At 30.2% G+C, this 13,509-nt stretch carries 18 protein-coding genes; 5 read left to right on the top strand and 13 right to left on the bottom strand.

The annotated features are described in order from the left end of the window. The first annotated feature begins 332 nt into the window (after positions 1-332). The gene (locus tag KQI42_RS04290) at positions 333-587 is read left to right on the top strand and encodes a DUF4180 domain-containing protein (RefSeq protein ID WP_281420290.1); all 255 of its coding nucleotides are present in this window, start codon (positions 333-335) and stop codon (positions 585-587) included. A gap of 170 nt (positions 588-757) precedes the next feature. Here KQI42_RS04290 and KQI42_RS04285 read toward each other — a convergent pair whose 3' ends face one another. The 10 genes from KQI42_RS04285 to KQI42_RS04240 all read right to left on the bottom strand — a co-directional run bounded on the left by KQI42_RS04285 (position 758) and on the right by KQI42_RS04240 (position 8,913). Further along, positions 758-1,279 (bottom strand): GNAT family N-acetyltransferase, encoded by a 522-nt coding sequence (locus KQI42_RS04285; RefSeq protein ID WP_216517108.1) that lies wholly within the window; start codon positions 1,277-1,279, stop codon positions 758-760. Between the two features lie 183 nt (positions 1,280-1,462). Further along, positions 1,463-1,900, bottom strand: a complete 438-nt coding sequence (locus KQI42_RS04280) for a hypothetical protein (protein ID WP_216517106.1) — start codon at positions 1,898-1,900, stop codon at positions 1,463-1,465. After that, positions 1,900-2,100, bottom strand: a complete 201-nt coding sequence (locus KQI42_RS04275) for a helix-turn-helix transcriptional regulator (protein WP_216517104.1) — start codon at positions 2,098-2,100, stop codon at positions 1,900-1,902. The genes KQI42_RS04280 and KQI42_RS04275 overlap by 1 nt, the downstream gene beginning before the upstream one ends. 480 nt (positions 2,101-2,580) lie before the next feature. Then, the gene (locus KQI42_RS04270) at positions 2,581-3,678 is read right to left on the bottom strand and encodes a hypothetical protein (RefSeq protein WP_216517102.1); all 1,098 of its coding nucleotides are present in this window, start codon (positions 3,676-3,678) and stop codon (positions 2,581-2,583) included. Next, a complete protein-coding gene (locus tag KQI42_RS04265) occupies positions 3,665-4,231 on the bottom strand; it encodes an RNA polymerase sigma factor (protein WP_246566057.1) in 567 nt (188 codons plus the stop codon). Before KQI42_RS04265 ends, KQI42_RS04270 begins: the two co-directional genes overlap by 14 nt. A gap of 344 nt (positions 4,232-4,575) precedes the next feature. After that, the gene (locus tag KQI42_RS04260; protein ID WP_216517100.1) at positions 4,576-5,073 is read right to left on the bottom strand and encodes a GNAT family N-acetyltransferase; all 498 of its coding nucleotides are present in this window, start codon (positions 5,071-5,073) and stop codon (positions 4,576-4,578) included. A gap of 127 nt (positions 5,074-5,200) precedes the next feature. Beyond that, a complete protein-coding gene (locus KQI42_RS04255) occupies positions 5,201-5,602 on the bottom strand; it encodes a GNAT family N-acetyltransferase (RefSeq protein ID WP_216517098.1) in 402 nt (133 codons plus the stop codon). 112 nt (positions 5,603-5,714) lie between these two features. Beyond that, positions 5,715-6,416 (bottom strand): MBL fold metallo-hydrolase, encoded by a 702-nt coding sequence (locus tag KQI42_RS04250; RefSeq protein ID WP_216517096.1) that lies wholly within the window; start codon positions 6,414-6,416, stop codon positions 5,715-5,717. Between the two features lie 1,011 nt (positions 6,417-7,427). Further along, positions 7,428-7,841: a RidA family protein gene (locus KQI42_RS04245; protein ID WP_216517094.1), complete on the bottom strand. Its 414-nt coding sequence runs from the start codon at positions 7,839-7,841 to the stop codon at positions 7,428-7,430. Positions 7,842-8,388: 547 nt separating this feature from the next. Next, a complete protein-coding gene (locus KQI42_RS04240; protein ID WP_216517093.1) occupies positions 8,389-8,913 on the bottom strand; it encodes a dihydrofolate reductase family protein in 525 nt (174 codons plus the stop codon). 116 nt (positions 8,914-9,029) lie between these two features. Between KQI42_RS04240 and KQI42_RS04235 the strand changes: the two genes are divergently transcribed. Beyond that, positions 9,030-9,980 (top strand): helix-turn-helix transcriptional regulator, encoded by a 951-nt coding sequence (locus KQI42_RS04235; protein WP_216517090.1) that lies wholly within the window; start codon positions 9,030-9,032, stop codon positions 9,978-9,980. Positions 9,981-10,114: 134 nt separating this feature from the next. On the opposite strand, the gene KQI42_RS04230 is transcribed toward KQI42_RS04235, so the two are convergent. The 3 genes from KQI42_RS04230 to KQI42_RS04220 are packed head-to-tail and all read right to left on the bottom strand — an operon-like array spanning position 10,115 to position 11,011. Then, the gene (locus tag KQI42_RS04230) at positions 10,115-10,300 is read right to left on the bottom strand and encodes an alpha/beta-type small acid-soluble spore protein (RefSeq protein ID WP_216517089.1); all 186 of its coding nucleotides are present in this window, start codon (positions 10,298-10,300) and stop codon (positions 10,115-10,117) included. A 55-nt stretch (positions 10,301-10,355) separates the two neighbouring features. Next, positions 10,356-10,784 carry a hypothetical protein gene (locus tag KQI42_RS04225; RefSeq protein ID WP_216517087.1) on the bottom strand — a complete coding sequence of 143 codons (429 nt, stop codon included), beginning with the start codon at positions 10,782-10,784 and terminating at the stop codon, positions 10,356-10,358. 56 nt (positions 10,785-10,840) lie between these two features. After that, positions 10,841-11,011: a DUF255 domain-containing protein gene (locus KQI42_RS04220; RefSeq protein WP_216517085.1), complete on the bottom strand. Its 171-nt coding sequence runs from the start codon at positions 11,009-11,011 to the stop codon at positions 10,841-10,843. A 239-nt stretch (positions 11,012-11,250) separates the two neighbouring features. Between KQI42_RS04220 and KQI42_RS04215 the strand changes: the two genes are divergently transcribed. From KQI42_RS04215 to KQI42_RS04205, 3 genes are all read left to right on the top strand, one after another. Then, positions 11,251-12,147, top strand: a complete 897-nt coding sequence (locus tag KQI42_RS04215; protein WP_216517083.1) for an AraC family transcriptional regulator — start codon at positions 11,251-11,253, stop codon at positions 12,145-12,147. 689 nt (positions 12,148-12,836) lie between these two features. Next, positions 12,837-13,109 (top strand): transposase, encoded by a 273-nt coding sequence (locus tag KQI42_RS04210; RefSeq protein ID WP_216517081.1) that lies wholly within the window; start codon positions 12,837-12,839, stop codon positions 13,107-13,109. Between the two features lie 53 nt (positions 13,110-13,162). Then, the coding region (locus KQI42_RS04205) for an IS3 family transposase (protein ID WP_216517078.1) at positions 13,163-13,509 on the top strand (347 nt) is incomplete at its 3' end.

The following is a 13,509-nucleotide window of genomic DNA, read 5'->3' as shown; positions in this document are numbered from 1 at the left end:
GGAAATGTATAACCCGGTTAATTAAATTTTACTACTTTTCTTTTCTAGTTGCAATAACTATTTTTTAAAAGATTAGTACATTCTTATTTTAATAGCTACATCATAAACCAAAGAAAATCTAATAATAAATTATTAATTTAAAATAAAAACTTTCATCTAAATATAATAGCCACACTCTAATTATTTATACGATTAAAAAGAGGTTAAAAACTGTGAATATCAAAACGATACAAAAATAATATTAAAATTGCAATTATTCAAGGTAATGAGCTGTTAATAAGAAATGTTCAGTCAGCCTTAGATTTCATAATAATTATAAAATATGGAATAGGATGTGCTCAATAGCTTTGAATAAAGTAGCTATTACAGAAGACTTTTTTAAGTTAAGCATTTGTCTTGCTGGAGAAATACTACAAAAATTTATCAACTACAACACAAAACTTTCCATTATCGGTGATTCTACTTGTTGTTCAAATAATCCATTAAAAGATTTTATTTATAGGAGTAATCACGACAAGAATATATTTTTTGTTTCTACTGAGGAGAACGAATTGAAAAGTTGGCAAATACCCGATAAGTTAGATTAATATAAACTTACTTCTAGGTTTTGAACAAATAATAAGCAGCAAACATATAGTTCACTGCTTATTATTTGGACAAAGAAAATAACCAAGACTTTATAATTTTGTTGTCTTTTAATTTTTTATAATTTGATTAACTTAGTAACCTCAACAATTAAATAATCATTAATGATATATTATCTCGCAACTGTATGATTATTACGTATAGAACCTACCTTATTATTATTTCGTATTTCAAAATACTCTGATTCAATACCATTTTCAACAAATGTATCAACTTTTATAAATCCAGCTTTCTCTAATAAGCTTATTGACCCATAATTATTGGAGTATGTAAATGCTCCAATTTTTTCTATATCAAACTTATTAAATACTTCCTTGGCAAAAACTTTTGTAGCCTCTGTTGCTATGCCTTTACCCCATAGATCTTTTTCAAAAATAACAACACTTAACATAGACATTTTCTCATTACTTTCATCTATACCATAGCACCAAATGTCTCCAACATATCTGCCTTCAAAATAAATTACTTTGCCGTAACTCAAAGCATCTTCCTTTAAGGACTCTTCAAACAATATTAATGCTTCTTCTAAAGACTCAATGCTAAAGGGAAACAATCTTCTTATTTCTTCGTCTTGAGTCCTCTCCCAAAAAATCATAACATGATCCTTCGTTCTTGTCTTTAGTATTATATCCATGAAAATCATCCTTCCATAAAAATTATCTATTACTATGACTACAAATTGCTTTCACTCTATAATTACTATTATCTCTGCCTTATAACAGTAAAAAATAATACACTAATTCCATAACACCGTTATTTTTCCTATATAAATAATGTGACTTAGCTGATAATATAGATTATGACCGTTAGCTTTAAATTACATTTTACTATTATAATATTTATACGCTATAAAAAATGCTAACAATTGAACATACATTGCTCCTATTGAAATAAATGCCGGAATTCGATAATCAAGCCAAACAAATATAAATGCCATTCCTACAAAAAGAACTGTCGCTGTAATATTTGCAATAGAATAAGCAATTCTTAATACTTGAACATTTCTTTCATCATTTAACTCAATTTCCTCTTCTCTTAATTTATCAGATGGAGTTATTTTATAATGAATTAATTTCATTATTCCTATAGCTATAAATGCACCACCTAGGCCAGAAAACATACCCATAAGCATATGCACATTGTGTATATCATCTGGAAGTCTTTTATAGCATACTACACCAAACACTAATGTTACAATACCAATAGCAATCAATATAGACCAAAATTTTTTGCTTTTAACAGATTTACATAACATTATTCTTCCTCCTCATAAATAAAAATTTCTTCAATTGACCTACCAAAATATCGAGCAATTTTAAAGGCTAAAATTATAGATGGATTATATCGCCCATTTTCCAATGAACCTATTGTCTGCCTTGAAACCTCCAAAGCTGCCGCAAGTTCTTCCTGCTTAATCCCTCTTTGCTTTCTGAGTTCTTCTAATTTATTCTTCACAAATAAATATACTCCTTTCATACTATTGTGGAAAGTTAACTTTACATTATTAATATACTATTAACTAACCCAAATGTCAAGTAAGCTTTCCATAAATATTTATTCTTTATTTAATAACTCACTATTTATAAGTATTACAAGATCGTCCTCATTTCTTTGTTTTTCGATTGTTTTTGGATAATAAAATACGACTGTACTTTTCGGTTATAAAAAGTACAGCCGTTTAAGATATATCTAACGTCATATTTATTAGATTGTTTTTATAATGAAGATTTTACTTTTAGATTTTCTTCTTTCCATATCTCTAAATATGATTTATACAATAAATCTTTGATAACTAAAAGTGAAAAGACGGACCAACTTACTGTTTCTAAAATCAACCTATGGTTGCTTTTTATGAATTATCTTATTATAAAAATACCCCTTTTGTCCTTAAACAACATATATTGTTCCTATGCTAACTATTTTTACATAACATTATTATTTTTTTCTATACGCCATACCTTTAATAACGCCATCTGTATCTCTTGAAAAAACTAAAATATTATTTTCATCAGTATAGCTAATATCAGAAAATCCAACTTGACCTTCTTCAAACATGATCTCTAATGGTGTTACAGTTGAATGTTTGTCAAAGTTATAAATAATCACTCCTTCTTTATCAGGAGTAACTTCTTGTACTGATTCTGGAATAAGTGTAGCCCCTGCTAATAAAGTTTCTATATCTACTTTTTCTTCATCTATGCCTTCTTTATCTGACGCCTGTTGATCAGTCATTTTCTGAAGATATTTTTCAGCTTTTTCATGATTACCTTTTGATGGATCTATAGGAAGATCAAATAAAACATTAACTCCTTCATAGTCGGCATTAGGTGTAATTTCGCCTGTTTTTAAATCAAATTTATATGCATTAACATCATAAAATGTAGTAGAAGTAACACCTAAATATAATCCTCTATCTGCAAACATTTCTATATCATCACATTCTATAATACGATACATTATACCATCTTTCACAATCTCGCTATACGCACCATTCATTGTAATAATATTGAATCTATTAGGGTCCTGACCTTTTATAAAAGGTGAAACAAAAAATGGTACCTTTCCGTATTCCTCATCACGTGTATCTGGCATTGGTGTTTCATCTACATTTGCAATAGCTACTACTGCATAGCTTCTGCCGGGATAAATCTTCTCAGCTGAGTGTTGAAATTCACTGATTTTTTCTCCAGATACAATACCAAGCAATGTTACTTTATAATCGCCACTAACTTGAGTCTTATTGATGGCTAATGCATCTTCTCCTTCAAAAGCAATAGCAAGACCTTTATCCCCAAAGTTTTCTGCAACCTGTTTTGGTGTAAGTAAATGCCAAGCCGCAAATGCTGAAATTGATGTTGTTGCAATAATTATTGCAAACATCGCTACAGCTGATATTCTTTTTTTATTTGCACGTCTCATACTATTTTTCCTCCTTACTTTATTAATGATTTGTTGATTCAAACTGTCATCCGGTTCATTGTCGGAAGACATTGCCTGCCATAGCAATTCATCTAATTTTTCAAAATCCTTCATAACCATTAACCTCCATATACTCTTTAATCATTTTTCTAGCCTTGTAAAGTCTACTCTTTACGGTTCCAGTTGGAATTTTAAGTGCAGAAGCAATATCCTCAACTGACAATCCAGCAGTGTAATACATATATAGGGGTATTTTCAGTTTGTCATTCAATGATTCCGAAGCCATATCAACCATTGTATGAAGTTCATTAGTTAGTGCAACAAGCTCTGGCGTAGTTGTATCAATTAGATGAGAAGTATTATCATAATCATCCTGAAACGCCACTATCTTTGCAATATTATGTCGCCAACCAAATTTTCGCTTTTGATTTTTCCAAGTATTGGCTGCAATAGCAATAAGAAAGCTTTTTGGATTTTGATCATTATCTATTTTATGGCACAATTCCGTCGCTCTTAAAAAAGTATCTTGATACAAATCATCTGCTTGATGTTTATCCCTTGTTAACTTATAACAAAATCCATAAATATCTTTACCAAAGCTTTCAATTAAATGACTTAATTCTGTAACATCCAACCTGCTATCTCCCCTCCTTTTCCTTAGCTTCATAAATTCTTTAAATTTGAGTAGAGCCTATGTATCAATTGGCCTCTCATCTATATATTGTAATAACTTTTAGTTTGGTTCATAAAAATCTATTATTTATGATATAAAAATAGACTAACTTAGTGAAAACCTTGTAATATAAAGGTTTCCTAATTTAGTCTAATTATAACGGTATTATCAATAATGATTAAATTATAAGAATCATTCGATGTTTTGTCAAATAAAACTTCCTATGTATAAATAACCACAATAAAAAAAAAGAAGGAATATATGATTGCTCTAAAAGTTATTTTTCTTATTAGATTATATATGAATTAAATTAACCAGGTTAATGCTTATAATCTACATTATAATAACTTTTCCCTTTTGTTCCCAACATACAATCCGTCTCTTATTTCTTCAACATAAAGAAAGCCTAATTTTTCATAATATTGATTTAATTTAACATTTACCTTTTGGCAGTCTAAGCGTAGTCTTCTTTTGCCATGCTCAATTGCTATGTCTTCACAATATTTTATGATCGCTGCGCCAGCACCTTTTGCATCCAAATCAGTCACCAAATTATGTATGTAATAGGCAGGTATCTCGTCTTTCCAACGTTTGTCTGTATCATCTAATACAACGGCTCCAATAATTTTACCAGATTCTTTTTCGCTCAAAACATATAATTTATGTTTTAAAATGCAGTCATCAAAGTACTCTTTTGGATAACATTCCATGTAATTTGTCTTATTCCATTGCTCAATACCCCAATTATCCATCCATTGGATTCTTTTTCTAATTAGAAGTAAAATATCTGCAATATCTTTTTCTTGGGCTAAACTAAAATTGTATATTATATTCATTAATTATACCTCCCAAAACACAAATATGCTTGTCGCTAAGTAAACTACTATAACTCCCGAATAAGATAAATATGCTTCTTCATATAAAATTAGTGGCTATATGAAGTGTTATGCTCATAATCTTTTATTATAATTCTTTCTTAAAAAAATATTGTCCATAATCATTAAAACATGGCTCTATTTTTCCAAATAATTGATAACCTTGTTTCTCATAAAAACCTGGTGCTTGAAAACCAAACGTATTTAAGATAATTCTTTTTACACCTAAACGAACAGCTTGTGTTTCAAGATAGGTTAATAATTTTGAGCCATAGCCATCTTTTCGATATGCATCATCTACAAACAAATAGTCCACCGTAATACAATCCATATCTCTTGATGCGACAATACCTGCAATGCATTCGCCATTTTCATCTTCAATACAGTAGGAAAGCTCTTCATAATCCGTAATATATCGACTATTATACTCTTGCAAACGTCTATGGATATAGTTAGCCTTCTCTTCACTGCAACTTTTTATTTGATCCATGCAAATCACCTCACAAAATATAAATTAGTTTTTGATGCTCAAAAAGAAGCAACTCTCTTTTCAAGAATATTATCTTAGTACAAGTAACAGAACTGCCTACACCAATTTATGATCATCTTCTTTGGTTCTCAAGCTTTCCACCATGATAGCAATAATAATTATCTGCATCCATAGATATAAGTTTTTTAAGTGACTCTTTAGCCATATCTAGATCTAGTGTGAACTGAGGATTTGCAATAATAAGCTTATTGTCGTCAATGACCGCAGCATCTCCTGTAATAACAGAATTACTCTCCTTTAGATACAAAGAAATATGTCCTGGAGTATGTCCAGGGGTATCTACTATCTCACATCCGCCACCCCAGTCAAAATACTCTCCATTCTTAACCTTTATATCTACAGGGACAGGTTTAATTTTTCTCAAAGACTCACAAAATTGAATTCCAAATTGCTTTTGTTCTTCTGGCAACACATTTAACATTTCTTCTGCTTGTAACAATCGTAGTGATTTTTTCTTACCAGAAATATACTCACTTTCTATACAGCTTGCCACAACTTTGATATTAGGATATTTTTCTTTAATTTCAAATAAAGCTCCCATATGATCATCATCATGATGAGTAATCAATACTTTCGTTAATGAATGAGGATTAACACCTTTTAATTTCATTTCATCTTCTAGTAAAGGTAAAAAACCAGGATATCCACAATCTACTAGAACAATATCATTATCGCTTAACAATAAAACTGGATGTATTGTCCGAGCTTCATTTTGATATTGAAAATTTATATCTAGCATTATAACTTTATTCATTTTACTTCACCTCATAAGATATAATAATCTGCATCCAGTTGTCTATCCGTATTCTATATAATATGGTTATAATCTCTGCATTTCATTAAGGATCGTCTATATACCTTTGAATATATCCAATTTTTAGATACAATTCAAGAGAATTTTTAAACTTGCGAACCTCATAGGCATGATCCTCTACATAGATTTTATGCAAATGATGATGTTTCCAATTCTACCTTATATTTCTTTGCACATAAAATATTCTTTTGAGAACTCTGCCTTTTCAGTTATTTTTCCGAACGTACCCACTTTCAATGCAGAAATCCCAAGACGTTCGTAAAGTTTTTCGCACTTAGATTTGTGCCAACAACGTCTAGAAATATCTTAGATATTTTCTCTTTTTTTATTTGTTTAAAAGCAGTTGTTACCGTATTCAATATAGCCTTATTAAAATTCCAGTGCCATGGATGAGCAAATACAATTGTTACCATCTTGAAACACCTCTCAATTAATATTTTAAAATATCTGTTCCTAATGTATAGGCAGCTTTTTTAGATTGTTCATTTTCAGAAACCTGTACCTCATATGTGCACATCTATGCACATATCAATAGTAATTTATAGATATTATTATGAATCATCAGTTTACTCATAAGCTCCTGTATCTTTTCAATATATAGATGAGACTGACCATCTTAGTTTTATAGTCGCTAGAAGCACGTACTATTCTTGTTCCAAACTTTCGCTGGTAAGTGATACTGGCATCACTCATAAACTTCTACCTGCCACCTCTGATACTAAAAATAGTACCTTAGGTCTAAGGTACTATTAAATCTGCTCTAAGTCTAAATTTAAGACATAGTTGTGTTTTCAAGATTTTTACCAGAATTGAAAAAATTATAAAGAGCAATCTAATGTTTAGATTGCTCTTTGTTGACTTAAGCACTAAAATTTATATAAAAAAGATAAGTTTTGCTTAATTCAAATAACCTAGTTTACTTGTTTTCTTATAATAAAATAAGTATAGTAATTACTTTGCAGCCCATATTTCTATTTCGATTTTTAATTCAGGCAATCCTAATTCGCTTATATATGCAACAGTCATAGACGGTGAATTATCACCGAAAAGTTCATCCCACTTAGGGTCAAAGAAATCCCAATCTATTTGTTCAGTAGCCCAAATATTTACCTTTATAACATTATCTGGATCCAAATCTTGACTAGATAGTAAGTTGGATATATTAGAGAAAGTATTGCTTACTTGCTCATTAAGATTTGAAGGAACATTTCCTTTAAAATCTACTCCTACTTGACCTGAAGAAACATAAATTTCAGAACCTCTTGGTATTTTAGTAATATGACTATACCTACCAACTGGCTCTGGAACTCCCATCGGATTTATTCTTTCTATTCTATTATTATCTTTAGATTTATTATTTTTCATTAAATTACCTTCTTTCGATATAAATTAACTACTATTTTAATTAGCTTGAGAAAATTTTAGGTAACTTATCTCTTTCTCAAGCTAATTCAGAAAAAAATAGCAGTAGAATATCCAATTCCGGAAGATAAAAATCTTAAGATTCTCTTTTTCATCTCTACCTACTCCTTATATTTAGTATATCAATTCCTTACATTATAAACTAACCTGATTATAAATTCAATTAATTTATAACTACTCCTTAAATGTGTTTAGGAGTAGTTGAGTAACATACATATAATCGCTCTTACCTTTATTTTAACTCATATATAAAGATAAAGAAGCTTGATAATCATAAACAGTAAATGTTATATAGGATTTCCTTAGGTTTATGATGTTGCGCATAGCAGGTGGTATTCATAATACAAAGAACAAAAGCACCAAGATCTTATTATCTCAGTGCCTTTGGATTTTTTGTTCAGATCTACTTTCAGTACAATAAAGGATATGCTCATAATAATTACGCAATTTCACTCCTATCAAACAGATATTAAATACTTTTAGCCGAAATTTAACGTTTTTTATAATGCAGGATTGTAACCCCATTATCAATATAATATTCTTCAAGCTTTAATTTTATAGTAGGATTGTTTCCCAAAAACAGTGGTCTGCCTTTTCCTAAAACAGTTGGGATAATACCTACAATAAATTCATCAATTATGTCTGCTTTGATAAAGCTATCTATAAGAATGCCACCACCAAATAAAAAAATGTCTTTGCCCTCTTTTTTCTTTTCATTAAGAATAACTTTACAAATATCACCGTTAATAAAATTAATATTTTCATAATCATCCAGAGATTTAGAAGTAGCGACAAATACAGTTTTTTCTTTAAACTCCTCGTAAAATTTTTGGTCATAGCAGTTTTTCCCCATAACAACAGTATCAATTCTATCTAAGAATTTATCATAATCCCATTGTTTTTCAGTATTAAGTTTATTATTTCCATCACCGACAATCCAATCAAAACCACCGTTTTCATCAGCAATAAAGCCATCAACACTCATTGCCAAATTCATTATAATTTTTCTACTCATAATGAACCTCCCTTTAGTTAACTAATACCATATTAATATAATTACTATTACTTGATATTGAATACATTATAATTTATAATAGTTGACATCCTATGTCATATTGGAAAGGAGATATTATGAGAGCAGATAGATTAATTTCTATATTAATGTTATTGCAGATACATGAAAAACTAACAGCTGATGAATTAGCTCAAAGGTTAGAGGTCTCTGTCAGAACTATTTATAGAGATATTGAAGCTTTAAGCAGTGCTGGGGTACCAATATTCGCTGATAGAGGAACAAACGGAGGAATAAAGTTATTAGGAGATTACAAAACTTCTTTAAGTGGAATAAATAATGACGAAATTTACTCTTTATTTATTCCAACCGGAGACAAAATTTTAGAAGACTTAGGTTTTGAAAAACTTAAATACTCTACAATACTTAAACTTTTAGGAGGTTCTACTCCAAATCAAATTAAGGAAGTTGAAAATATTCAAAACTACATTTATATAGATATGCATACCTGGGGTGAGAACCCTGCAATTATAGATAAAGATATTCTTTCCTTATTACAAAATGCTATCTGGAACAGCAATATAATCAAGATAGTATATAGAAAAATAAACGAGACAAAAGAAGTAATCTTAAATCCACTGGGATTGGTATGTAAAAGAGGCATCTGGTATTTGATTGCAATAGATTCTGAAATAATTAAAACGTATAAGGTAAGTTCCATAGAAAATGCTCTTTTTATGGACGAGCATTTCGATAGACCAAGTGATTTCAACTTAGAAGCTCATTGGAAATCATCTACCAGCAATTATAAATCTCGAATTCCTAAATATACGTTTACTTTTATGATTGACCCTTCGATTGTAAATCATATAAAGGAAAGAAAATTTATCACTATAAGTAAAGAAATTGTAAGAGACAATAAAATTTACTTAGATATAGTTTTTGAGGATATTTGGCAAGGCATTGAATTTGCTTTTGCGTATGGGAAAAATATAAGAATCATACAGCCTGTTGAAGCAGTTAATGAAATTAAAATAAAAGCTGCTGAAATTATTCAACTATATAAATAATTAAAATTTAAAATTGGTTGAGTAGCATTTCGACAACACATTTTGATATTATCGAAATGCTAATGCTAAGTCAAATAACTAAACATCCTACTTAAAATAAATAGACCATATACCTTATCTATGGCCTATATTTCTTAATCTACACTCTTATTACCTATAAGCTCTTCTTGCCCCATTCTTACTAATTCTCGTACTATCAAACCGGTATGTTTTGATGCCAAATTTCTAGGATCATCTGCTCCAAATTCATTTGCAATCTCCATTTTAAACTTTTCAAAAGCTTCTTTAGCTTCAGGAACAACTAATTTATTTTTTGACATTAAACTCATCTCCTATTAATTGAATTATCACTATATATAGTATCTGTAATAACTGTCAAATTATCCTCTTATAAATTATTCTAATATCTTCTTTTTTACTAATATCTTGCCAATAAGCAAATAATATACTCGTTACAGGTACATCTAACATATTTGAGTAATTAAATACTATAAAATGTACTGTGAAGGTAATACTAGCCAATATTATAAATGCTAAAATACTTGCTAAGATACTACTTCTAAACTTACATCTTAATAGATTTCTGCCTGTCTTCGTTGAAAATATAAGTTGATCAGTCCTTTTAATATATTCATTATTTATACTAGTTAGAGTTACTAAGATTGCCATAAGCATAGTTTCAATCGTTAAAAATTTAAATAATTCTTTAAATACAAAGGAATGTTTGCGATATACTTCTTCCGGAAAGAAAAGGTAGTATCTCTCATTATTTTCTATTATCTCATCAATATTTAACCTAGTCAAAAAATAAAACCCTATGATATCAAGGCTTACATATTAGGCAAGTTTGTTACCTACCATCAGTGACAAGTGCTATAATCTATGAATAAAAATATTGGCTTATCTTCTTCCTTAGCCTTTGCAAAAGCTTCTTCTCCCCACGGATACCAATCCACTGAATTGTAGGCGTGTTGCAATAGATATGACAATTTCTCGTGGATTAATCTATTGAGTTCTTTGTTGTTAGTCATAGTCCATCACCTCCTTGTTTGTTTTGATTTACTAAATACATTTTTATTGTTTCAATTTTTATCTATTATATTCTTTAGAACAAGAGTAAAATATTGTATAATGAATAGTTGTTAATGCACACTAGCTTATTCATGTGAACTAAGAATTGCTGAAATTTTGTACCTTGCTCAGTTGTTTTAAAAATGCAAGGTAGGATTTGTCTATATCTGTTATCCTTAATTTGAAAGGAGGGAGTGCAGTGGACTTTCTGAATCGGATGACTGAAGTGATTGACTATATCGAGGAGCATATTACAGAAGACTTTAACTTAAATGATGTTGCGAAAATTGTTTGTTGCAATGCGTATCAATTTGGCAGAATTTTTTCATTTGTAATTGGAATTTCAATTACCGAATATTTACGTAACAGAAGACTTTCCCTTGCGGCATTAGAGTTACAGTGTGGCAATATCAAAGTTATTGATGTGGCTTTAAAATACGGTTACAATTCTCCAGAGTCGTTTGCCCGTGCATTTCGCAATATGCACGGAATATCGCCAAGGGAAGCATGCACCTTAGGTGTTAAACTCAGGATGTATCCGCGTATCACCTTTCAAATTTCATTAAAAGGAGATGCAGATATGGAGTATCGTATTGAAGAAAAGGGCATTATAAAAGGTGTTGGTGTTGTAAAAAACTTTGGCAAGTGGACTGCTAACAATGAATCAGAACATTGGACAGAAAAAATGGGAGAACGGTGGATGTTTTGGGATGATTTTCTTGACCGTGGTGCAAATCTGATTATACGCGACAAATATAAACTATACCGAGAACCGTTCTGGCAAATGGGAGTTACACACACTCTTGAGAACGGTGATATTGTTGAAGCAATAGGAGCAGAGGATTCTGGAGGAGATTTCCCTGAGCTTACTCGATTTGAAGTGCCTGCTAGCACATGGGCTGTCTTTACCGCAAAGGGTACGCTCAACCAAAGCGAACACCCAATTGATGCATTGACTACACAGATATTTTCAGAATGGTTGCCATCAAGCGGTTATGAAAAATCTATGGATTATGAAATTCAAGTATATGGTCCAGGGAACACACAATCAGATGATTATATCTGTGAAATTTGGATTCCAGTTAAAAAGAAGTAACTGAAAATAAGCATACCATTAAACATTAGCAGGGCAAAAGCCTTGCTTTTTTATTTGGTTCAAGCAATAAAATTGCCATCAGAACTACATGCTCAACGTGCCTTGAGGTGACAATAAAGATACCATGGACACCTACTATCTCCTTGGCGGCTAAGTATATTTCTAAAAAGTAGATAATTACGATGTAGGCAACATTTTTATTATAATTTTATAGTATACTCCAATATTTCTCAACATGGCATTATATTATTTGATGAATACTTCGTTCATTTATATTTAGTAAATAATGCCAACACTAAAATTTTCTTTTCTACTATCTCTTTCTCAGGTAATATGACTAGTTCTCCATCTTTATCCTTTGTATATCCCATAAACTTCTTATGGTTAATTGATGTAATTCAATTTCAAAATCACCTGATTAATCCCTACCTTGTATTTTTACTTAGTTTTCTACTTTCCTCTCAGACTTAACTGCCAAGAATTGTAATTAATAATTCTCTATTCCTCGAAAATAGTGGATGAAAATATTAGAATTAAAATTTACAGTTGTTTCATACATAAAAAGTTCTGACATCGTCCTCATTCCTTTCGATTTTATTTTGAAATAAAAAAGAGTTTGGTGTTAGTATAATATTGTAGACACAAAAATCCGAACACTATAAAATATAGTTAAGGAAGGAAGTGTCTAAATGCCAAAAGGTAATAAAAGATATACAGAAGAATTTAAAAATACTATTGTAGAGCTTCACAATGCAGGTAAAACTCTAGGTGAATTAAGCAGTGAATATGGCCTATCTAAATCAACAATAGCGGGTTGGATAAAGAAAAGTCAACCCATAGCAGTAGAAAAAGATAAAGTAGTTACCCAAGCAGATTACCAAGCCATGCTTAAGAGAATGGCTAAATTAGAGGAAGAAAATGAAATATTAAAAAAAGCAATGGCCATATTTGCAAAGAAGTAACTTCAATATATAAATTTATTACTGACAATAAAGAAAATCATGATATAAAGCTAATGTGTAAGGTTCTAAAAGTTTCTAGAAGCTCATATTACAGGCACCTTAACAAAAAAGAAAGCAAGCGAAGTATTGAAAATAAATCTTTAGCAGAAATAATTCTAAGCATCTATAAAAAGAGCAACGGTCGATATGGAGCACCTAAGATTCATAATAAACTTAAAGAAAAAAATATAACTATAAGTCTTAAAAGGACCCAGAGGTTAATGAACAAGCTCGGGATAAAGTCAATTGTATGTAAAAAATTCAGACCAATTTCTTCAAAGAATAAAGTAGAAAGCAGAGAAAATATAATAAATAGAGATTTCTCTACCAGTAATATTAACCAAAAATGGGTAACTGATAT

Origin of the sequence: Tissierella simiarum (assembly GCF_018917865.1) — a bacterium.
In the GTDB taxonomy this organism is placed as follows: domain Bacteria; phylum Bacillota; class Clostridia; order Tissierellales; family Tissierellaceae; genus Tissierella_C; species Tissierella_C simiarum.
Note: the sequence above shows the minus strand (reverse complement) of the source record. Positions and strands in the feature narration are given on the sequence as shown.